This window comes from Salipaludibacillus aurantiacus (genome assembly GCF_900111295.1).
GTDB classification, from domain to species: domain Bacteria; phylum Bacillota; class Bacilli; order Bacillales; family Salisediminibacteriaceae; genus Salipaludibacillus; species Salipaludibacillus aurantiacus.
This window is the reverse complement of sequence record NZ_FOGT01000001.1, coordinates 53,498-74,374: the sequence shown is the minus strand read 5'-3', so window position 1 is coordinate 74,374 and position 20,877 is coordinate 53,498. Positions and strand designations below refer to the sequence as shown.

The window sequence follows — 20,877 nt, the reverse complement described above, 5'->3', positions numbered from 1 at the left end:
GCCGGAAGGGGCTTAGGGATGAGAGTTTTTGATTTACACTGCGACGCCTTGCTGAAATTGCATGAAGACCGGACATTATCTTTTAAGGATGCTCCTGCTCTAAATGTAAATGCTGAACGATTAGCTAAGGGGGAGATAGGACTCCAGGTTTTTGCTGTTTTTGTGGAACCGTACATTCCAAGTGATGAAAAGTTTCAGACAGCACTTGAACAAATTGATTTGTTCCATACCGAAATAATAGCAAAGCACCCGGAGATTAAAAAAATAACCGATTGGGATGATTTGCGGAGTTTAAACGAAAATGAGACAGGCGCGCTATTATCCCTTGAGGGAGCGGATGCTTTCGGAAACGATTTAACAAAATTGAGGACCCTTTATCAGCTAGGTGTGAAATCAGTCGGTTTAACCTGGAATAACGCCAACCTTTGTGCTGATGGCGTGGGAGAACGCCGGGGGGCAGGGCTTACAGAGCTCGGCTTTGAAGTGGTGAGAATGAATAACGAGGCAAAAGTATGGACAGATCTGTCTCATCTCTCTGAACGGTCTTTCTGGGATGCGGCAGAAGCTGCTAATTATCCGGTCGCCACTCATTCCAACTCGAAAAGTGTGTGCCCGCACAGACGTAACCTCGATGATAAACAGGCTGAAGCCATTTTTAAAAAGAATGGATTAATAGGGGTTGTTTATTGTCCTGAGTTTGTTAAAGGTGAAGTTGCAGGCGTTGACGATTTAATTGCCCATATAGACCATTTTTGCGCTTTGGGGGGTAAACGGCACGTAGCATTGGGATCGGACTTCGATGGTATCAGTACTTTTGTGAAAAATCTGGAACACAGCGGAAAATATCAGAACCTGATTAATGAATTACAAAAAAGGTACAGTGAAGAAACTGTTCGTGGTTTTGCTTACAAAAATGTTCTCGATCAGCTTCCTGTTTAAAAGGGAGACTCCGAGGTAAAAAAGGAAGAGTAGACGCCCCCGTCTACTCTTCCTTAATTAAAGGAGTAAAATAACCGCATTTTAACAAACATTTTTTTGCGAGATAAGAGTGAATCGTATAAGAACCATCAGCACTTGTATTAATTGTTTCCCATATATCATCGATCAGTGTCCCGCCGCAGTTGGGGCAGGTGTGCTCTTCATTCATGGAATTCCCTCCTTTATCATGTCATATTTTACTTGGGGGCGAATCCGGTAAAGTATTCCATTCATTCTGAGGTAAAAACAAAGTGGACTGAAGTAAATAAGGGTCTGGATGTGTTTCTAATAAATAAGAAATAAAGGCGAGAGTGTACCGGACGTCTTCCGGGTAATAGAGGTAGGAAATGACTGGCTGCTGTCTGCACCTGTTTAACAAGATGAAAAACTGCTCTTTATCACCAGGGTGAGCTTTAACTTTAAAATAACCCCAGAGATGTTCGAGAGTATTAATAACATCTTTATGCAGAAAAGGGTCAGATTTAATACTTTGAATTTGCTCGTAAATTTTTTTATAATTTTCTGGAGAGGAAGCCGTTTTTAATGACGCTTGAATATTTTTGTAGGACTTATACCCTTTCATCATAATTTCATACTTATTTTTTGCCCAGATTTGTTCTGCGTCTTTCTTTAAAATAGAAACACCTCCTTATGAGAGAGAGTTACAGTTTAATTATAACGAAAATTCAAAATTTTTACGAAAAAAATGCCTTGCTAAAGGAGGTCCCGCTATGACGGAGGTATCATGGATAAAAGAAGCTTTAAAGCAAACAGGGTTAAATAGCGGTCTTTTAAATGTCCAGCCAGTTTCTGGAGGAGATATAAACGAGTCATACCATATAACTACACAAACCCATGAGCTGTTTATAAAGACACACAGATCCATGCCTGCTGATTTTTTTAATATAGAAGCAGAGGGTCTAAGGCTACTTGGAAAGGCTAATGAAGTTTATACTCCGAAAGTATTTGGGGTATTCACAACTGAAAGCCCGGAACGGCATGGCCTTGTGATGGAATGGATAGAGGATGGCAAGGCCCCCGGCAGGGGTGATCAATTACTGGGAAATTCAATAGCTAATTTACATGAGATGACTCACACGTCTTTCGGCTACAGCAAATTAACTTATATAGGTGAAATACCACAGCAAAATGGCTGGTGGACTGACTGGTGCACCTACTATAAAAGAAAGAGGTTGAGGAGCCAGGCGGAAATCGCCGAAAAAAACGGACTATTGCCTGCCATACGTAAGAAAAGGGTAGAAAAACTGTTAGAAAGGCTGGATGAATGGATCCCGGGTTCAGATATTACCCCCAGGCTGTTACACGGGGATTTATGGTCCGGTAATTGGATGACCTCATCTGGCGGTGATATTTATTTGATCGATCCTTCAGTATTTTACGGGCATCATGAAATGGAACTGGCTTTTACAGAATTGTTCGGAGGCTTTTCAAATAACTTTTACGATGCCTATAAAGACCGGTTGCCGGTGGATAGTGAATATAATAACAGAAAACCTTTGTATCAGCTGTTTTATTTATTTGTACATTTAAATATGTTTGGCGAAATGTATGGAAGTCAGGTAGATTTTATATTAAAGAGATATACAGGTTAAGTTGATTTTGCTGAAGACAAGTCCCTGGGCAAACGTCCCCAGGCGGACAGAAATCACTGCTTTTCCCGAAAGAACATCCGAACAAAAATTGATATTTTGTTCGGATGTCTTTGTGATTACTATTCTTTTGTCCCAGCCATGTTCTTTCGCTTTAATTTTCTTTTGGATTAAGCTTTCTTGCAATATATATAAATGGCGTATCAATTGCTGCCACAATAAACTTAATAAAATAAGTAGTCAGAAGTACTTCCAGCCAGACGCCAAATTCATACCATCCATAAAATGCAATGCTGCAAAAAATAACCGTATCAATAAACTGGCTGATTGCGGTGCTGAAACTATTGCGCATCCATAGCTGCGATGGCTTATGAAAAACTTTTTTAAATAAAGCATAGATTTGCACATCCAGGAGCTGGCTGATCAAATAAGCAAGCAGGCTCGCCACGACAACCTGTGGAAGGAGCTCAAAAATAAAAGATAAGTGCTCATGAGCCATATCATCTGCATGGGGCTGGAAAGCAAGAACAAACTGCATAATGATTGTTACGGCTAGAAGAGATGAAAAACCGAACCAGACAGCTTTTCTTGCTTCTTTCTTTCCATATTTTTCATTAAGAATATCAGTAGCTAAAAACACTGTTCCATACATAATATTACCGAGAGTAGCAACAAGGCCAAAAAGTTCAACCAGTTTAATAACCTGCAGATTGGCTGCGACAGTTGAAAAACCGATCCATACAAACAAACCTGTTTTTCCAAATAACCGGTAAAATAAAAGAAGCATACTAAAATTAACAGCGGCAAAAATAAACCATATCATTTCATTGGGCATAACTATCGTCTCCTTAGTGATGATAACGCAGGAGGTTTGAAACTGCGTACGCACATACTGATTAATCATACAAAAAACATAGTTCTTTAACAAGAGGCAGGCGTTTTGACAAAAAAGGAAGAAAATGAGGGTATTTAAAGTACGGAAAGTGAAGAATGCCAGGATAGTGAACCTTATATCCAGCAAAAAGCATATGGCGAGGAATCCACCATTTCCCATGTTATAATGATGCCAAGTTGGATAAGTCACTCAATTAGCAGACAAGGAGGTTATTTTATGGCGGAAGAGGAGTTAAAGAAAGCGACATTTGCCGGAGGGTGTTTCTGGTGCATGGTCTCTCCTTTTGATGAAGAGCCGGGAATCCACTCTGTTATCTCAGGATATACGGGCGGACATACCCGCAATCCCACATATAGAGAAGTTTGTTCAGAAACGACGGGACATCTGGAAGCTGTGCAAATTACTTATAATCCGGCTGTTTTTCCGTATGAAAAGCTTGTTGAGCTGTTTTGGCAGCAGATTGACCCTACAGACCCTGGCGGCCAGTTCCATGACCGGGGGGAATCTTATACGACAGCCATTTTTTATCACGACGAAGAGCAGAAACATATTGCAGAATTATCGAAAAAGAGACTTGAAGAAAGCGGAAAATTTAAAGAGCCAATTGCCACGAAAATTCGGGAAGCATCGGTCTTTTATCCGGCAGAAGAATATCATCAGGATTATCATAAAAAGAACCCGTTTCATTATAAAATGTACAGAAAAGGCAGCGGACGGGAAGGCTTTATAAAAAGGGAGTGGGGGGTACAGAAATGAATAAAGAAGATTTAAAAAACAAACTGACACCAATACAGTATAAAGTGACACAGGAAGACGGTACGGAACCTCCGTTTAAAAATCCTTTATGGGATTTCTTTGAAGAAGGGCTGTATGTAGACGTTGTATCCGGCGAACCGTTGTTCAGTTCAAACGATAAGTTTGAATCAAGCTGTGGATGGCCCAGTTTTACAAAGCCTCTTAAAAGTGATGCTGTAGTTGAGAAAAAAGATACAAGCCACTTTATGATCAGGACTGAGGTAAGAAGTGCCGAAGCAGACTCTCATCTGGGACATGTTTTCACAGACGGGCCCAAACCTGGTGGATTACGGTATTGCATCAATTCCGCTTCCCTCCGCTTTATTCCAGCAGACCAGCTTGAAGAAGAAGGGTACGGGGGATTTAAGTCAATTTTTAAATAAAAGATGCTGTAGATTTTTTTCTATTAAAGAAAAATGGGATTCTATCGGCGATTTTAGCCCTTCTATCAGTATGTTTGAATAATTATCATCAAAAAATCCTTTTAACGTCTGATAAACACAATCCAAGAACACAGCTCAGAGATAACGTCAGCATATAAAAAAGGCAGGTGCAAAGTAAATGCACCTGCCTTTTTAGCTATTTCCTTATTCTGTTGAACCCCGCTGCCACTTCGAATTTCCGCGGGAGTGCAAAGTCTCCCGGATGCTGATTTTGAAATGGCGAAAGGATATCCAATCCGTGTTTTTCGATCTGCTCATATAAATCGTCTATAGCTTTTTTTAGCTCACGCGAGCCATTTCTGTCTTTTACTATCTTTTTAATCATAAGGGCGACAGCTTGTGTCTGGCTGGAGTCTACAAGCTGTTCGACATCATTCAGCGCAAGGTTGCTTTTACCAATCCGGATAGTGTGCAGCCCTTTGCTTTCAACTTTTTCTTTTTTATCAAACAATTTTTCGATCTCTCGGCGATGGAGGTCCCTTTGCTGCTCTGTATTCACAAATGCCGATACTTCTTTTGTCCGGTTTGTAATCATTTCTTCAGCCAATGATTTAGCTTCAGATGTTTTATTGTAAGGTCTGTATTCATCCATCATCACAATATAATCTGCCACATCAAAATAATCCCCCGAACCCCCGATGACAAGAATGGTAGAGACGTCTTTCTTTTCGTATAAATCGCGGACACGGTCAATAAAAGGGGTAATCGGTTCTTTATCTTTCTTGACGAGCCGCTGCATCCGCCCGTCCCTGATCATGAAGTTTGTTGCACTTGTATCTTCGTCAATAAGCAGAAGTTTCGTATTCATTTCGAGAGCTTCCATAATATTGGCTGCCTGCGATGTACTGCCGCTGGCATCTTCTGATGAAAAGTCAGTCGTTTGCTTACCGAAGGGAAGGTCGTTAATGAAAGGTGAGATATTGACGTTACCAACATAACGGCCGTCTTCAGACCTGATTTTAACGGCACTTTCATCGGTCAGTACATATTCACGGCCGTCTCCTGTCTCATGGTTATAAACTCCCCGCTCAACGGCTTGAAGCAGTGTACTTTTACCGTGGTAACCACCACCAATCACTAATGTAATTCCCTTTTTTATTCCCATGCCGCTGACAGTATTCCCTGAAGGCAAATTGAAGCTTACTTCTGAATCTTCCGGGCTCTTAAAAGGAATGACCTTTTCATTATTTAACGGTTTATTGCTGACTCCGCTTTGACGGGGAAGAATTGAGTCATTGGCAATAAAGGCAATCAGGCCTCTTGTCTTAAGCTCGTGGCGGATAAATTCCTGATCATCAGCAAGCAGCAATATTTCTTCCAGAGACTTGCGGTCATACTGGTTTATCGTTTTCTTGATTATTTCCGGAATGGCGTCAGTAAGCAGGTCAGCTGCTTTGTGGCCGAGGATCCTTCTTCCTTGTGCTGGCAGCCCTGCAGAAAGCCGGAATTCTATTCCTTGTTCTGTTATTTTTACTGCTGTCCGGTCAATCATCTCCTGGCCGGGGCTGTCAATAAATATCATGCCGCTTTTTCCTGTTCCATGAACAGGGTTTTTTGTTTTAAAAATCTGCTTTTGGCATTCTTTTGCAAAGAAATGTTTAAATGCTGTCTCGCGGACTTTATTGTTAAATTGTCCGGTTTTAAAATCTGTATGTTTTTCAGGTACAAAAAAGCGAAGCCTTGAGGGCGCCGCAAAAGGATCTCCTTGCACATAATCTAAATATAAATGGTAAAACCCGCCTTTGTATGTTCCTTGAATGGATTTTAGGGCACGGTAAGATTTTCCGTCTAATTTTTTTAAATTGTCTGCTAGTTTTTTCATAAAAATTATCCCTCACTTATATTTATTAGGTTATCTCGTTCAGCGGCAGCAGTATGAGAGGAGTTAGTTAACATACAAATAAAAACTTACATAAATTCCATCAATATAGGACAGGATAACCTTGTCAAATACATCGAATGGAGTGAATAGAATGAAAAAGCATTTTCTAATAGTATTCAGCCTTCTGGCATTTTTAACCATGTTCCTTCCGGCTGCTATCAGCACAGAGGCCGCTGAAACAGCTGATGGAGCAAAAGTACGCGTTCTGCATGCTTCTCCGGATGCACCGGCTGTTGATGTCTATGTTAACAAAGATAGAATCTTAAGTGGGATAAAATTTAAAGAAATAAGCGAATACCTTCCTCTTGAAGAGGGAAGTTATGACATTAAAATTTACGCTGCCGGGGACAAGCCTAAAAAGGCTGAGGCTGTCTTAGAAGAAAATATTACAGTTATGGGCGGTGAAGCTTATACTGTGGCTGCAAGCGGAAAACTGGAAGACCTGGCTTTAGCTGTCTACAAGGATGATTTAACTGCAACTGAGGATGAAGCCAAGTTAAGAGTGATCCACTTATCACCCGATGCCCCAAAAGTCGATGTGTATTCATTGGATACGCTGCTGGTGTCCGGCCTAGGTTTCCCTGAAGCAAGTGAGTATGATACTCTTCCAGCCGGGGAGTACTCATTGGATATCCGCCCAGCAGGTCAGGAAGAAGCCGTATTTAATATCCCTAACGTAGAGCTTAAACAGGGAGAAAACTATACAGCAATCGCTGTCGGGCTGCTAAAAGGAGATCCGGCATTCGATGTTCTGCTTGTAAAAGATAAATAAACCTAGACTATTCAATAGAGGATCAGGAAGACTGATCCTCTATTTCCATTTAATGGGGGGTCTGACCCCACTAAGAATTACAATATACTGGAAAAGTATTATTTTGTAATGTAATTGTAATAATGATTGACTTGTTCATCTTATGTTAAGTTGTTTATGATAAAAATATCATAAATAAAAAGGTGATTAAATGAAGGTTTTTAGTCTTAAATTACTAGTTATAGCAGTTATTTCCATGATTTTTCTTACGGTTTCACCCCTGTTTGTGTCCAGTTCGTCATCAAGCGGAATGACAGGCGGCATTTACAGTGAAGCGTATGCGGTAATGGATGCAAACACGGGTGAAGTATTATTTGGAAATAACATTAATAAGCCTATGTATCCAGCCAGTATTACAAAAATGGTTACCGCTATAATAACGATAGAAACGCAGGAGATGGATGACGTAGTAACAGTCAGCGAGAAAGCGGTAAATGCTATAGGGACACGCGTTTACCTGCTTGAAGGAGAAGAAGTGACTGTCCAGCAGCTTCTGCATGGGCTGATGGTCAGTTCAGGGAATGACGCGGGGATTGCATTAGCCGAACATATCGCAGGATCAGTAGATAACTTCGCTGATAAGATGAATGATTTTTTACAAAACCACATTGGTGTTAAAAATACACATTTTACTAATCCTCACGGGCTCTTTGACGAGAAACATGTTACTACAGCGAAAGACATGGCTGAAATAAGCGCTTACGCCATGAAAAATGAAGCATTTAGAGATCTTGTAAGCACGGGATCTGTTGAGTGGGTGGGAGAAGGCTGGGAAACGGTACTTTATAATCACCATCCGCTTCTCAGGGATCAAGAGATGGTCATAGGTATTAAAAATGGTTATGTGCGTAAATCAGGTTATACCCTTGCGACTGCAGCAGTTAAAGACGATACAGAGCTGATTATAATTACTTTAAGCAGTCCATCAAGAAATCATGGAGTGGCTGACACCTTAAAACTGCTTGATTATGCGTTTGCACATTACGAGACGCAGTGGCTCACCTTTGAGAATGAATCTCCTATGGCAGATTTTATTTTTCCTGTGAAGGTACCGGTAAGTACAAATAAAAATGAAGAAATAACCTTTACGATTTCTGATAACGGGTTACTGACGGTACGCGGTGAGGAGAACCGGCTGATAAGTTTCAGCGCTCTTGAAGAAAGAGAACCTCTCGATTTACCATTTTTCAGTTATGATCTCCCTGAAAACACGAAAAAAGAAGAAAACCTTTCCTCAAACAGGGCCGACGCGCATAATTTTACTGACTGGCTGTTTGTCACCGGTTTTCTTTTCTTATCATTGAGATAGTTATTGGAAGGCTTAGTCTGGCTGTCTAACCGGCTTCAGACTAAGCCTTTTTATTACAGGTCATCTTTTTCAAGGTCAGAAAGCTTAGCCAGCAATTCATTATACTGTGAATGCGCCACAAACTGATCTGGCCCCCAGTATTCCTGCACCCAGGATATCAAAGATGTTAAGTCATTAAACACTTCGCCGGAAGTATCGTTTTTTCGAATAGTATATATCCCATTATCCGCATCTGCCGTGACCTCGCAAGGAATAGCACTGTCTTTAGCTATTAATTGCATCCTCATTCCGCACACCTCTTTTATCATTTAAAGTATAATTAGCTTGCCAACAATTTCTGGATTTATCCGTAAACCTGTCCATATTTTTAATGATAAGGAAAAGCTTAGTTTAAACTGTAAGTTAACAGGCTACATATTAAAAAATACAAAGCTTCTCTTGAAAGTGTTAAAATATAAATAAACATACAATTTCCTGTCAAAACTTTTAAACTAACAGTTTCTGATAAATTACATCCAGGTGAAATGGCAGGATAAGCATCCCGGCTATAATTTTAAAAGCATATATTAAGAACAGGCATAATTATAAATGAAGCGCCTTGAAAATATAAAAAAGCTGAGGCTGGCCTGACTGGAAGCTTTCACTTTTATATTAAACTAAAAATATTCAATAAAATCGCGGCTCAGTGGATTAGACTACCAGGAGGTTTTTGGTCAACATGAGATGGGCAAAGGAAATTTTTAAACATCTGTTCTTATTAACCGCATTATTTGTAGCTTCTATGTTAATTATTATATCTGTAGCTGTCTATTTATGGCAGTCCACTGATGAAGGGAGACTGCCGGCCAAAACTGCTGTCGTTCTTCATGCAATAAATAATAATTTAGTCAGCCTTGATATTAATATCAGGCCTCCCCGTATTGTGACAGGGGGCGGAGGGGGCGGGTCGCCGTTATTAAGAGAGGACCTTTATATCCCCGTGCAGGGAGACGTTCAAATACCTATGAGAATGTACAGGCCACAGGGAGAAGGACCTTTCCCGATTATTATGTACTATCATGGGGGGGCATTTCTGGAAGGATATGGAAATATTGATACTCATGATAATATTATCAGGGCACTCGCTGCAAGAACCGGCAGTGTGGTCATCGCTCCGAGTTACCGTGTTGCCCCTGACTATATCTTTCCTACAGCTGTAGAAGACAGTTATTCGGCTATTGAATGGGCGGTAGACCACGCTGATACGTTTAACGGGGATATAGACCGGCTGAGTGTCGCTGGTGACAGTGCAGGTGGGAATATAGCAACGGTGACTGCGATGATGTCAAGAGACAGGGATGGCCCTGACATTCTTTCCCAAGTACTGTTATACCCGTTAACAACTTTTAAGGACGTTCCTTTTGAATCTAGGGAAATTTATGACAGCGGCTATTATTTACTTTCCAGGCAAGTGATGTACCGGGCGCGGGATTTCTATACACCTGAAGAAGTAATGTGGACCAACCCTTATACTTCTCCTCTTCATGCAGAGGATTTAAGCGGATTACCTCCGGCTTTAATTATTACTGCTGAGTTTGATCCATTAAGAGATGAGGGCGAGGCTTATGCTGAAAGGCTTGCCGAAGAGGGGGTTCCGGTCAGGGCTACAAGATACAGAGGAGTTATGCACGGGTTCGTTTCTTTTTATGAAGTGATGCAAAGCGGCAGATATGGTTTACAGGAAACCTCCAGCTTTTTAAGGCAGGCGAACCAGAACACCTTGCAGATTACCGACAGATATAATTTGCAGGTGCGGCAGCCTCCTCAAGGTTTAGACCGTGTCAGAGACCAGACCGAGGCGTTTGCTATAGCAGCCTATCTTATTGGGCGGTCGGGTGCAGACCTGTTAAACCAGTAATATGAAAGGGTCCTACAAGAAGGAGTTTATATATGGAACGCAAACTGACTATCTTAATTAATATCTACGCCATATTTCTGTTACTGTTTGTCCTGGCTTACTACGGCTATTATCTGTATATAGGCGTGTTATGGGGCTTTGGAGAAAGGATGTTCACGCTTCTGGTGTCCGATAGTTTATTTTTACTGTTTATTCCGGCGGCTGCCGGAATTTTGTTAAAAAAAACATGGTCGTGGTGGCTGAATATGATTATTTTTTTTCAATTGTTTATAGCTAAATTTATTGCTTTAGGAGCAAATGTGACTCTTTTAATGACGGATACAGTAGCCCAGCCGCTTCAAGGGTCTAATTTGCTGGTGGAAATTCTGTATCTCGTCTTGTACCTTATAATTATTACAGCTTTATCATTAAATATAGTTAAACAACGTTTATCGGTAAACAGAAAGTTTGGGGAGTGGTTCTGGCGCGTGTTTACCGGTGCCATAGGATTGTATGTTTTTCACTTTATTATCACGCTGTTAGTGATTGCATGGGTCAGCCCTGTCTAACTTCAGAGTGGAAACTTCCTCTATTTTCATTCATCCAGGAGGCCGAATGAAATTTGCTGGAAGATTACTATTCTTTCTCACCTTATTTAAAACGCAGTATTATGGAGGCAGTTTATATGGAATCAAGAATTAACAGACATGCAAAAGCCATTGAAATATCAGGAATCCGGCAGTTTTTCAATCGTGTTCAGGAGTATCCGGAAGCGGTTCAGCTGACATTGGGCCAGCCTGATTTTCATACGCCTGAACACGTAAAAGAGGCTGCAAAAGAGGCTATTGACAGTAACAAAACGCGGTACACACCTAATGCTGGCTTACCGGAGTTAAGACATTACGCCTGTGATTTTGTTAAACGTAAATATGGATTAACATATAAACCTGATACAGAAGTGATCGTCACCACCGGTGCATCCCAAGGAATTGATATTACGATGCGTACTATTCTGGAACCCGGTGATGAAGTTCTTATTCCCGCACCTGTTTACCCGGCGTATGAACCAATCATCCGCCTTAGCGGGGCAAATCCAGTACTTATTGACACAACAGAGACAGAATTTATACTTACACCCGGCCAATTAAAAGAACACAGGACGCCAAAAACGAAAGCAGTGATCCTTCCCTATCCTTCCAATCCGACAGGTGCTGTTCTTAATGAAGAGCAGTTAAAAGATCTTGCAGACTACTTAAAAAACGAAGATCTGTTTGTTATGGCGGATGAAATATATTCAGAGCTTAATTATTCCTCAGTACATCAATCTATTGCCGGCCTCCAAGGCATGCGCGAGAAAACAATTGTCATAAACGGACTCAGCAAATCCCATTCTATGACAGGGTGGAGAATAGGGTTTGTTTTTGCACCGGAGGAGATCAGCAGGCATATTTTGAAAGTTCACCAGTATAACGTGAGCTGTGCAAGTTCCGTTTCTCAGTATGCAGCGTTGGAAGCTGTTAAAAACGGGCAGAATGATCCGTTAGAGATGAAAAGCCAGTATGAAACGAGAAGAAATTTTATGACAAAAAAACTGGAGGAAATAGGCATACCGGCTGTAGCCCCGTCAGGAGCTTTTTATGTATTTCCGTCTATCAAAAAAGCGGGAATGAGTTCTTTTGATTTTGCTGTAAAACTGCTGGAAGAAGAAGAGCTTGCAGTGGTGCCGGGTGACGCCTTTTCTTCTTTTGGCGAAGGATATATACGTTTATCGTACGCTTATTCTATGGATGAATTGGAAGAAGCACTCCGGAGATTAGATAAATTCTGGAAAAAAATTATATAAAGTAAGCAAACTCAACTGGGTCTATTCAGGTTTAGTTGAGTTTTTTTATTGAAAGCATTAGGTATAATTAACAAAAATGCAGTTAGGCGGTTTATTTTATTTTAAGCGGGAAAGAGATAATGTAGATAAATTACGTCAAAAATCGCTATTTTCAGAAACTAACCCTTTGAGGTTAAAGTGGTAAAGTGATAGAATAGCTTTGTAAACGCTTTTATCCTATTTGTGTATTGTTAAATAGGTTGATGTACATATTTATTATCAATGGAGGTTACCGACATGGCAAATCAATCTATTAGATTGAGCGAAGGGTGGTCCCAGTTTTACGGGCCAAACCTGGGCTATATGCTGGAAAAATATGAAGATTTCCAGGATGACCCGGCATTAGTAGAAGAAGAATTACAAAGTTTTTTCAGAAAATGGGGGGGTTATAAAGAAGAAACCGAGCCCGCAGCCCCGGTCCAGAGCAAGGACTTAAAAGAAACAAGCACTCATACTTATTTTACTGCTATCCGGGCAATGAAGCTCTCAGAATCCATAAGGCGCAATGGCCATTTAATGGCTGACATTATTCCTGTTAATTTGAAGGAGAAAAGCAACATATTTAATTACGAAGATTTCGGTCTTACTGACGAAGAAATTCGGCAAGTACCTCCTGAACTTCTGTCCCCGCACCATTATTCCTCGTTAAATAATGGTCTAGAAGCTGTTGAGCATTTAAAAGAAACCTATACTAAACGGCTTGCTTTTGAATTTGACCAGGTTCAGGACATTGAAGAACGGCGCTGGTTATTCCAAAAGGTTGAATCGAGAGACTACCTTCCTGAATTAACCGACACAAAAAAAGTGCAGATGCTGGAAAGATTAAATAAAGTAGAAGGTTTTGAACACTTTATCCATAAAACATTCAAAGGACAGAAGCGTTTTTCCATTGAAGGGCTTGATACCATGGTTCCTATGCTTGATGAGGTGGTACGCGAGTCAGTGGAAGACGGCACTGAAAAACTGATGGTTGGTATGGCGCACCGAGGCAGATTAAATGTCCTTGCCCACGTACTCGGCAAACCGTATGAAATGATCTTTTCAGAATTCCACGATGCCCCTAATAAAGATTTAGTGCCCTCTGAAGGGTCTGTAGGAATTAACTACGGATGGACCGGTGATGTAAAATACCATTTAGGCGCTGACCGGGAAATTAAAGAAAGCAAGTCAAACGCAACGATTACTCTTGCAAACAACCCAAGTCATCTGGAATTTGTCAATCCGGTGGTTGAAGGCTTCGCAAGAGCAGCACAGGAGGACCGGAAATCACCCGGGTTTCCTAAGCAGAAAAAGAATAAAGCTCTTCCGATTCTGATCCATGGTGACGCTGCTTTTCCTGGTCAGGGGATTGTAGCTGAAACGTTAAACCTCAGTCAGTTAAATGGTTACTCAACAGGCGGGACAATCCATGTGATTGCTAACAATATGATTGGATTTACGACTGTGAGCGACGATTCACGGTCAACTGAATATGCCAGTGATTTGGCGAAAGGGTATGAAATTCCTGTGATTCATGTGAATGCAGATGATCCTGAAGCCTGCCTTGCAGCTATCCATTTAGCGTATCTTTACCGTAAGGAATTCACTAAAGATATTGTCATAGATTTAATCGGTTACCGCCGGTACGGCCACAATGAGATGGACGAACCTCTGGCCACCCAGCCATCTTTGTATAAAAGAATCAAAGACCATCCGACAGTATTTGAAATATACGGAAAAAAACTTGTTGATGAAAAACTGATTGAAGAAAATAAATTTCAAGAATTAAGATCTGAATTTATCTCTAAGCTGGAAAACCAGTTTGATAAAATTAAGCAAAATAAACGAGAACATATAGACGAAACGATGAAGCCGCCAGCTTATGTCAGAAGCACTCTTGCAGGAATAGATACTAAGGTGCCGCTTAAAACGCTGCGCCAGATTAACGATGACCTGCTTGTTTTTCCGGAAAAATTTAATGTTTTTCCGAAGCTTGAGAAGATTCTTAAGCGGCGTGTAGATTCTTTGAAAGACGACGGGAAAATCGACTGGGGACTGGCAGAAACGCTGGCATTTGGCTCGATTATTTCAGATGGGGTTCCGATCAGGCTTACTGGCCAGGATTCAGAGCGGGGGACTTTCTCTCACCGTCATCTGATTTTACATGATTATGAGACCGATAATATCTATTCACCTCTTCACACTCTGCCGTCAGCTAAAGCCTCTTTTGCAGTACACAACAGTCCTTTATCTGAAGCTGCATGTGTAGGGTTCGAGTACGGCTACAATGTAGAATCACCGGAAACATTAACCATCTGGGAAGCCCAATACGGAGACTTTTCAAATGGTGCTCAGGTTATATTTGACCAGTTTATTTCAAGCGGCCGGGCGAAATGGGGCCAGAAATCGGGCATTGTCCTCCTTCTTCCTCATGGGTATGAAGGACAGGGGCCTGAGCATTCCAGCGGTAGGATGGAACGGTTTTTAACCCTTGCTGCTGAAAATAACTGGCACGTGGCCAATTTAACTAAAGCCAGCCAGTACTTCCATTTGCTTCGCCGGCAGGCAAAACTGTTAAAAGAAAATGAGATCAGACCTTTAGTGTTGATGTCGCCTAAAAGCCTTCTCAGAAATGAGAATGTCTCTTCATCTCCTGAGGATTTCAGTGAAGGGAAGTTTGAACCTGTAATCGTAAATAAAGATCTTGGCAAAAATCCGCAGAAAGTGGAACGGCTGGTGTTCTGTTCCGGTAAAGTAGCGGTGGAGCTCGATGAAAAAATCAGAGAAGAAAAAGATAAACTTGACTGGCTCCAGGCAGTCAAAATTGAAGAACTTTATCCGTTCCCGTCTAAAGATATTAAAGAGCAACTGGAAAAGTATCCGAATGTAAAAGAGCTCGTTTGGCTCCAGGAAGAACCGCAAAATATGGGGGCTTGGCATTATATTCTGCCTTACTTGCAAGATACAGGGCAGGAATGCGACGTGTACTTTATCGGCCGGAAACGGCGCTCCAGTCCTGCTGAAGGAGATCCTAAAGTACACAAAAAAGAGCAGAAAAGAATTATTACTGAAGCTGTCACACGAAACCTCGAAGGGAGTCCTGAATAATGCTTGAAATTAAAGTACCTGAATTAGCAGAATCGGTTACAGAAGGCACAGTTGCCGAATGGCTTAAGCAGCCGGGCGACTATGTAGAAAAAGGGGAAGACATAGTAGAACTTGAAACAGATAAAGTAAACGTTGAAATTGCCGCAGATGAAGCGGGGACTTTAGAAGAAACTTTATTTGAGCCTGGAGATACTGTGAAAGTAGGCGATGTCATCGCCAAAATTAATACTAGTGGAGAAGCTTCGGAAAGCACAAGCGATACTAAGCAGGAACAGAAGGAAATAAAGGAAAGCCAACCTGAGAATGAAGCCCAGGCGGACAAAAAAGATGAAACAGGACAAGAGAAGACGGGAGAGTCTGGTGGTTCAGAAAGCGATCACCGGCCGCTTGCATCTCCTGCTACCCGTAAGTATGCCCGGGAAAAGGGGATCAACCTCGATGACATTAATCCACGTGACCCGCTTGGACGGGTAAGAAAAGAAGATATTGATGAATTTGAAGCAAAACAAAAATCCTCCAAACCTGAGCCGGCACCTGAAAAAGGAGCAAAAGAAGAAAAAGGAGACCCATCTAAACCTGTTGAACGGATTAAGATGTCCCGCCGGCGTAAAACGATCGCTAACCGTCTCGTTGAGGCCCAGCAGACCGCAGCTATGCTGACTACTTTTAACGAAGTGGATATGACAAATTTAATGGAACTTCGTAAACGAAGGAAAGATAAATTTCTCGATGACAATGGTGTGAAGCTCGGGTTTATGTCTTTCTTTACTAAAGCTGTCATTGGCGCCCTTAAAAAATATCCGTACGTGAACGCAGAAATTGATGGTGACGATATCGTATTAAAGAAATTCTTTGATATTGGTGTAGCCGTCTCTACAGATGACGGGTTGGTGGTTCCGGTGGTCCGCGATGCAGACCGTATGGATTTTGCCGGAATTGAAAAGGAAATTGGGGCACTCGCGGAAAAAGCACATAACAAGAAACTCGGACTCGGCGATTTACAGGGAGGTTCTTTTACAATTACAAACGGAGGAGTATTCGGTTCTTTATGGTCTACGCCTATATTAAACACTCCTCAGGTAGGTATACTGGGAATGCATAAGATACAAATGCGTCCGGTAGCTATCGATAACGAACGGTTTGAGAACCGTCCGATGATGTATATCGCATTATCTTATGATCATAGAATTATTGATGGTAAAGATGCTGTCGGATTTCTCGTAAAAGTGAAAGAACTTATTGAAGATCCGGAAGCCCTCCTTCTGGAAGGATAATATGGACTTTTAAAAAGCACCTTCTCTGCTTTCTGTCGGAGAAGGTGTTTTTTTGATATCTTTTGCAATATTTCTTTCTTTTCCACATAATGAAATTATCAGAGGGAGGTGCAGACATGGGGAACAGAGTCCTCATAACCGGTTCAGGGATTGCCGGTTTGACCGCAGGAGCGTTACTGCAAAAGAATGGGTATCAAGTGACATTATTGGAAGCAGCAGCGGAGTGGGGCGGCTGTGCAGGCAAATTTCAAAGAAAAGACTTCACTTTCCCGGTTGGTGCCACATTAGGCATGGGTTTCGAACCGTACGGTCTTCATACAAAATTGAACGAATATTTAGGAATCACAATCAATGCTGTTCCACTTTCAACTGTTATGGACGTGCGCATCGGATCCCGTATTCTTCCCTATTACACGGAACGAGCCCGTTTTTTAACGATGTGGGAAAAAGAAGAGCCTGAGGATTCACTTAGAATTATGAATTTTTTTAATGAAGTTTGGAGGATTGGTAATGTTTTAAGAAATCATATGCAGCATTATCCTGTTCTTCCGCCAGGATCCTTTCATGAATACCGTGCGCTTTTAAGGGGATTTTCTTTAGATTCCATAACCCTTATACCTTATGTGAACCAGTCACTCACTTCACTCATTAAAAAGCACAGGCTTCAGAATTGCATGACGTTTATTCATTTTATCAATGGCGTTTTAATGGATAGTATGCAAACGACATATAAAGAATGTGAATTATTAATGGGGTGTGCAGCGCTGGATATTTATCACCAAGGTGCTTTTTATGTAGAAGGCGGTTTATTTCGTTTAGCTGAGGAACTTATAAAGTCAATACGTGAAAATGGAGGCACCGTTAAAAAGCCGAGAAACGTTGTTTCCGTAAACAAGAAAGATAAGTGGAGGGTGGAAGATCATCGGGGGCATATTTATGAGACTGAACATGTCGTGTTGAATGTTCCCCTTTCAAACTTGCGAGATCTTTTAGAGAAAGAAGTAATGAGTAAAATCCATCCCAAAATAAAAGCAAAAGAAGACCCTTTAAAACAATGGGGGACTTATACAGTATATATGGCAGTGAAAGAATACTGCTTACCGGACGATATAAACTTATTTCATCAATTTATGCTTGACCCTGATGGTCCTCCAAGTGAAGGAAATCACTTTTTTATGTCTATTTCAAAAAAGGGCGACCTTCTTAGAGCGCCTGCAGGCTACAGGACGATTACAGTCTCTGCACATGTTCCCTTAAAAGAATGGCAGACAAAAGAAGCGTATGATTATAAATCAACGCAAATAAAAAACAATGTGCTGAAAAAGCTGGAAGAACTCGCTCCTGGATCTGAACATGCTCTCGTGTATGTATTGAGCGGAGGACCGAGAGCCTGGGAAAGATTTGTTAAAAGAAAAAGCGGTGGCGTAGGGGGCTTCCCGCAGACTAAGCAAAATGCACTATGGCGTTCTGTTCGTCACCGGCCAGGAATCGATGGCTTATGGCTTTGCGGGGATAATATCTTTCCAGGAGCAGGTTCTATCGGAGCCGCCAGTTCGGGTGTTCATGTTGCCAGGTCAATCACAGGGAAAAGACTTGTCTAGCAGATTTTACTTACGTCACCTTCGGAAAAATGATAAACCTGTACAAATATTGAATATATTAATAGATGGGAAAAAGCTTGGAGAACTTCCAAGCTTCTTAATAGATTTCTCTATGGAAATTATTCAAGGGGAGCCAATTTAAAAATTAACCTTAATCTGGACCAGGTCCTGAATTGATCCATCTTCGGCACTTCTCGTATATACTTGTAATTCTCCTTCCTGGGCAGATGGCGGATTATTAAAAGTGATGGTGTCACGGAATTTGCCGAAATTAGGACCTGCAAAGTCAGCTGTTGTAAATGATTCAGAGGCTACTTCCATGTTATTCGTATCAACCACCCTGTACAGTACATTTGCTTCAAAAGCTCTTGCATACCCTTCTATCCGACTGTTGTTTTGGATCGTACTTCCGGGCAGAGGCTCTGTAACAAATATATTTTGTGAAACAAGTATGGGAATGATTAACTTAATCCCCTCAAAAATTAAGTCTGGAGAAATGGCAGGCCGAAACATATTAGCATTCAGAATTTGTCCTGTTGGCACTCCTGTTTTTTGGGAGATTGAAAATAAAGAGTCGCCGGCCTCTACATCATAAATAAAAACGGGCACCCGAATCTGCTGGTTCGGGAAAACGAAATCCGGATTTTGGATCGTCGGGTTCGTTCCAGCCAAGACTGGCACAGGAGAGGAAAACCTGTCTGCTACTCTTGTTAAGTTGTCTCCCGGCTGGATCACATAAAATGTCTCGGTAGGATCAACAGTCAGTCTTGGTATGACAAGCACTTGCCCGGGAAAAATAACAAACGGGTCTGTAAACGGGGGATAAATACCGTTTACGCGAGCGATAGCATCTATATCACTCTCATATCTTACAGCCAGGCTGTAAACTGTATCTCCCGGTTTAACTGTATGGATGATGTGGGTTCCACGCTGGATAGCCAATTTAATCTCCCCTTTTATTTTTAACTTCTAATTAGTCATTGAATTTGGTATATCAGTTAAATGTATGTATTAGCAGGCTGTCTGTATGACTCAACAGATGCGGTGAGTATTTATCATAAAATAAATTACCTTTTTATGTTAAAATTTTAGTTGTGTATGTACCTTCATTTCATCGAACCTGCCAATAGCAGGAAAGTTTAAAGGGAGTATGGAAAGGAAGAGAGAGATGATGAGAGTCAGAGAAGTACAGCTGAGTGATAAAGGTGAGCTAAGCACCCTCATTAAATTGATAGACGGTGAATCAGACTTTATGCTATTCGGTGCCGGGGAGAGAAAAATGACTGCCAATCAGTCAGAAAAAATGATAATAAATTTCAGGGAATCAGAGAATTCATCGATTTTAATAACCGAAGAAAACCGTAGACTGACAGGGTACCTCATGGCAGTTGGGGGAAAAGCAGATAAAAATAAACACTCCGCATACCTGGTATTGGGTGTGCGTAAAGACAGCAGAAAAAAAGGGGCTGGCACCCTTTTATTGGAAGCAATTGAAAAATGGGCTGTTAATCACGGGTTAAGAAGACTCGAACTCACTACAATGGTTCATAATGAGGCGGCTTTAAAGTTATATAAGAAGTTTGGTTTTGAGGTAGAAGGCTTAAAGCGGCATTCTTTTTTTATTAAAGGCCGGGCTGTAGATGAATACTATATGGGGAAACTGTTAAATAACGGAGGAATGACTGATGGCGAAAGTAATATTATTTGATCTGGACGGGACATTGCTCCCAATGGATACTGATAAGTTTGTGGAAACATACATAAAAGAGCTTGCAGGAAGAGTATCACATATTGTACATCCTGATACATTTGTAGAAGCGTTATGGGGCGGTACAAAATCCATGATGACAAATATTGATCCGGAGAAAACGAACGAGCAGGTGTTTGAGGAGAACTTTTTAAAAATGGCGGATCTGGATAAAGATAAAATCTGGCCGGTTTTAGATGACTTTTATGAAACCGTCTTTCCTACTTTTTCGTATTTGTGCCAGCCTACTCCATTAGGGAGAAAGGTAGTGGAAGAAGCAATTAAACAAGGGTACCGGGTAGCGGTTGCAACTAACCCGGTTTTTCCTAAGTCAGCCATCTATCACCGCTTGTCCTGGGCCGGTTTGAATAATATTCCTTTTGAACTGGTTACTGTATATGAAGAAAGCCATTTCACTAAACCGCATCCCCAGTATTACAGGCATATTAGCGAAAAGTTGGGAGTACAGCCGGAAGAGTGTGTCATGGCAGGTAATGATAAGCAGGAAGACATGGCAGCCGAAAAAGCAGGCATGAAGACATTCCTTGTAAAAGGTTGTGTAATTGATCGTGGGACAACGGATTACAGGGTGGACGACGAAGGGACGCTTCAAGATCTGTATACAAAAATATCCGAACAGCAAGGGCTTTTCCGCTCTTCATCAGCCGATTAAACGATTCTAAGGAG

At 41.3% G+C, this 20,877-nt stretch carries 18 protein-coding genes and 1 pseudogene; 13 read left to right on the top strand and 6 right to left on the bottom strand.

What is annotated here, in order from left to right; genetic code table 11:
- The first annotated feature begins 18 nt into the window (after positions 1 to 18).
- Positions 19 to 939: a dipeptidase gene (locus BMW59_RS00355; protein WP_093047030.1), complete on the top strand. Its 921-nt coding sequence runs from the start codon at positions 19 to 21 to the stop codon at positions 937 to 939.
- 43 nt (positions 940 to 982) lie between these two features.
- Here the strand turns inward: BMW59_RS00355 and BMW59_RS21450 are convergent, their stop codons facing one another.
- Together BMW59_RS21450 and BMW59_RS00350 are read right to left on the bottom strand one after the other, a co-directional pair.
- Positions 983 to 1,147, bottom strand: coding sequence for a hypothetical protein (locus tag BMW59_RS21450; RefSeq protein ID WP_177174127.1), 165 nt, complete (start codon positions 1,145 to 1,147; stop codon positions 983 to 985).
- Between the two features lie 21 nt (positions 1,148 to 1,168).
- Positions 1,169 to 1,564 carry a DUF1722 domain-containing protein gene (locus BMW59_RS00350; RefSeq protein ID WP_093047029.1) on the bottom strand — a complete coding sequence of 132 codons (396 nt, stop codon included), beginning with the start codon at positions 1,562 to 1,564 and terminating at the stop codon, positions 1,169 to 1,171.
- Positions 1,565 to 1,709: 145 nt separating this feature from the next.
- Here BMW59_RS00350 and BMW59_RS00345 point away from each other — a divergent pair, with 145 nt between their 5' ends.
- Positions 1,710 to 2,591 (top strand): fructosamine kinase family protein, encoded by an 882-nt coding sequence (locus BMW59_RS00345; protein ID WP_093047028.1) that lies wholly within the window; start codon positions 1,710 to 1,712, stop codon positions 2,589 to 2,591.
- Between the two features lie 151 nt (positions 2,592 to 2,742).
- Here the strand turns inward: BMW59_RS00345 and BMW59_RS00340 are convergent, their stop codons facing one another.
- Positions 2,743 to 3,423: a queuosine precursor transporter gene (locus BMW59_RS00340; RefSeq protein ID WP_093047027.1), complete on the bottom strand. Its 681-nt coding sequence runs from the start codon at positions 3,421 to 3,423 to the stop codon at positions 2,743 to 2,745.
- 276 nt (positions 3,424 to 3,699) lie between these two features.
- Here BMW59_RS00340 and msrA point away from each other — a divergent pair.
- Positions 3,700 to 4,661 (top strand): annotated as a pseudogene (msrA, locus tag BMW59_RS21965) (peptide-methionine (S)-S-oxide reductase MsrA).
- A 196-nt stretch (positions 4,662 to 4,857) separates the two neighbouring features.
- Here the strand turns inward: msrA and BMW59_RS00325 are convergent.
- Positions 4,858 to 6,543: an ABC-ATPase domain-containing protein gene (locus BMW59_RS00325; RefSeq protein ID WP_093047024.1), complete on the bottom strand. Its 1,686-nt coding sequence runs from the start codon at positions 6,541 to 6,543 to the stop codon at positions 4,858 to 4,860.
- Positions 6,544 to 6,694: 151 nt separating this feature from the next.
- Between BMW59_RS00325 and BMW59_RS00320 the strand changes: the two genes are divergently transcribed.
- Positions 6,695 to 7,375, top strand: coding sequence for a DUF4397 domain-containing protein (locus BMW59_RS00320; RefSeq protein WP_093047023.1), 681 nt, complete (start codon positions 6,695 to 6,697; stop codon positions 7,373 to 7,375).
- Between the two features lie 190 nt (positions 7,376 to 7,565).
- Entirely contained in the window at positions 7,566 to 8,723 is a 1,158-nt protein-coding gene (locus BMW59_RS00315) for a D-alanyl-D-alanine carboxypeptidase family protein (protein WP_093047022.1), read from the top strand.
- Positions 8,724 to 8,776: 53 nt separating this feature from the next.
- Here BMW59_RS00315 and BMW59_RS00310 read toward each other — a convergent pair whose 3' ends face one another.
- Positions 8,777 to 9,010, bottom strand: coding sequence for a hypothetical protein (locus tag BMW59_RS00310; protein ID WP_093047021.1), 234 nt, complete (start codon positions 9,008 to 9,010; stop codon positions 8,777 to 8,779).
- Between the two features lie 431 nt (positions 9,011 to 9,441).
- Between BMW59_RS00310 and BMW59_RS00305 the strand changes: the two genes are divergently transcribed.
- The 6 genes from BMW59_RS00305 to BMW59_RS00280 all read left to right on the top strand — a co-directional run bounded on the left by BMW59_RS00305 (position 9,442) and on the right by BMW59_RS00280 (position 18,443).
- A complete protein-coding gene (locus tag BMW59_RS00305; protein WP_093047020.1) occupies positions 9,442 to 10,620 on the top strand; it encodes an alpha/beta hydrolase in 1,179 nt (392 codons plus the stop codon).
- Between the two features lie 32 nt (positions 10,621 to 10,652).
- Positions 10,653 to 11,168, top strand: a complete 516-nt coding sequence (locus tag BMW59_RS00300; RefSeq protein WP_093047019.1) for a hypothetical protein — start codon at positions 10,653 to 10,655, stop codon at positions 11,166 to 11,168.
- Between the two features lie 116 nt (positions 11,169 to 11,284).
- Positions 11,285 to 12,442, top strand: coding sequence for an aminotransferase A (locus tag BMW59_RS00295; protein WP_093047325.1), 1,158 nt, complete (start codon positions 11,285 to 11,287; stop codon positions 12,440 to 12,442).
- 276 nt (positions 12,443 to 12,718) lie between these two features.
- Positions 12,719 to 15,568: a 2-oxoglutarate dehydrogenase E1 component gene (locus tag BMW59_RS00290; protein WP_093047018.1), complete on the top strand. Its 2,850-nt coding sequence runs from the start codon at positions 12,719 to 12,721 to the stop codon at positions 15,566 to 15,568.
- Positions 15,568 to 16,842 carry a 2-oxoglutarate dehydrogenase complex dihydrolipoyllysine-residue succinyltransferase gene (gene odhB, locus BMW59_RS00285; protein WP_093047017.1) on the top strand — a complete coding sequence of 425 codons (1,275 nt, stop codon included), beginning with the start codon at positions 15,568 to 15,570 and terminating at the stop codon, positions 16,840 to 16,842. Before BMW59_RS00290 ends, odhB begins: the two co-directional genes overlap by 1 nt.
- 116 nt (positions 16,843 to 16,958) lie before the next feature.
- Entirely contained in the window at positions 16,959 to 18,443 is a 1,485-nt protein-coding gene (locus BMW59_RS00280; RefSeq protein ID WP_177174125.1) for a phytoene desaturase family protein, read from the top strand.
- Positions 18,444 to 18,581: 138 nt separating this feature from the next.
- On the opposite strand, the gene BMW59_RS00275 is transcribed toward BMW59_RS00280, so the two are convergent.
- A complete protein-coding gene (locus tag BMW59_RS00275; RefSeq protein ID WP_093047015.1) occupies positions 18,582 to 19,385 on the bottom strand; it encodes a LysM peptidoglycan-binding domain-containing protein in 804 nt (267 codons plus the stop codon).
- Between the two features lie 226 nt (positions 19,386 to 19,611).
- On the opposite strand from BMW59_RS00275, the gene BMW59_RS00270 reads away from it, so the two are divergent.
- Complete coding sequence (locus BMW59_RS00270; RefSeq protein WP_245732883.1) at positions 19,612 to 20,151, top strand: GNAT family N-acetyltransferase; 540 nt, start codon at positions 19,612 to 19,614, stop codon at positions 20,149 to 20,151.
- A complete protein-coding gene (locus BMW59_RS00265) occupies positions 20,129 to 20,863 on the top strand; it encodes an HAD family hydrolase (RefSeq protein WP_093047014.1) in 735 nt (244 codons plus the stop codon). Before BMW59_RS00270 ends, BMW59_RS00265 begins: the two co-directional genes overlap by 23 nt.
- The last annotated feature ends 14 nt before the right edge of the window (positions 20,864 to 20,877 follow it).

What these genes read in the sequence shown, in the direction of transcription:
- BMW59_RS00295 (WP_093047325.1), top strand. Translation starts at nt 11,285, where the DNA reads ATGGAATCAAGAATTAACAGACATGCAAAAGCCATTGAAATATCAGGA.
- odhB (WP_093047017.1), top strand. Translation starts at nt 15,568, where the DNA reads ATGCTTGAAATTAAAGTACCTGAATTAGCAGAATCGGTTACAGAAGGC.
- BMW59_RS00280 (WP_177174125.1), top strand. Translation starts at nt 16,959, where the DNA reads ATGGGGAACAGAGTCCTCATAACCGGTTCAGGGATTGCCGGTTTGACC.
- BMW59_RS00340 (WP_093047027.1), bottom strand. Translation starts at nt 3,423, where the DNA reads ATGCCCAATGAAATGATATGGTTTATTTTTGCCGCTGTTAATTTTAGT.
- BMW59_RS00355 (WP_093047030.1), top strand. Translation starts at nt 19, where the DNA reads ATGAGAGTTTTTGATTTACACTGCGACGCCTTGCTGAAATTGCATGAA.
- BMW59_RS00345 (WP_093047028.1), top strand. Translation starts at nt 1,710, where the DNA reads ATGACGGAGGTATCATGGATAAAAGAAGCTTTAAAGCAAACAGGGTTA.
- BMW59_RS00305 (WP_093047020.1), top strand. Translation starts at nt 9,442, where the DNA reads ATGAGATGGGCAAAGGAAATTTTTAAACATCTGTTCTTATTAACCGCA.
- BMW59_RS21450 (WP_177174127.1), bottom strand. Translation starts at nt 1,147, where the DNA reads ATGAATGAAGAGCACACCTGCCCCAACTGCGGCGGGACACTGATCGAT.
- BMW59_RS00270 (WP_245732883.1), top strand. Translation starts at nt 19,612, where the DNA reads ATGATGAGAGTCAGAGAAGTACAGCTGAGTGATAAAGGTGAGCTAAGC.
- BMW59_RS00315 (WP_093047022.1), top strand. Translation starts at nt 7,566, where the DNA reads ATGAAGGTTTTTAGTCTTAAATTACTAGTTATAGCAGTTATTTCCATG.
- BMW59_RS00310 (WP_093047021.1), bottom strand. Translation starts at nt 9,010, where the DNA reads ATGAGGATGCAATTAATAGCTAAAGACAGTGCTATTCCTTGCGAGGTC.
- BMW59_RS00265 (WP_093047014.1), top strand. Translation starts at nt 20,129, where the DNA reads ATGGCGAAAGTAATATTATTTGATCTGGACGGGACATTGCTCCCAATG.
- BMW59_RS00320 (WP_093047023.1), top strand. Translation starts at nt 6,695, where the DNA reads ATGAAAAAGCATTTTCTAATAGTATTCAGCCTTCTGGCATTTTTAACC.
- BMW59_RS00350 (WP_093047029.1), bottom strand. Translation starts at nt 1,564, where the DNA reads ATGATGAAAGGGTATAAGTCCTACAAAAATATTCAAGCGTCATTAAAA.
- BMW59_RS00290 (WP_093047018.1), top strand. Translation starts at nt 12,719, where the DNA reads ATGGCAAATCAATCTATTAGATTGAGCGAAGGGTGGTCCCAGTTTTAC.
- BMW59_RS00325 (WP_093047024.1), bottom strand. Translation starts at nt 6,543, where the DNA reads ATGAAAAAACTAGCAGACAATTTAAAAAAATTAGACGGAAAATCTTAC.
- BMW59_RS00300 (WP_093047019.1), top strand. Translation starts at nt 10,653, where the DNA reads ATGGAACGCAAACTGACTATCTTAATTAATATCTACGCCATATTTCTG.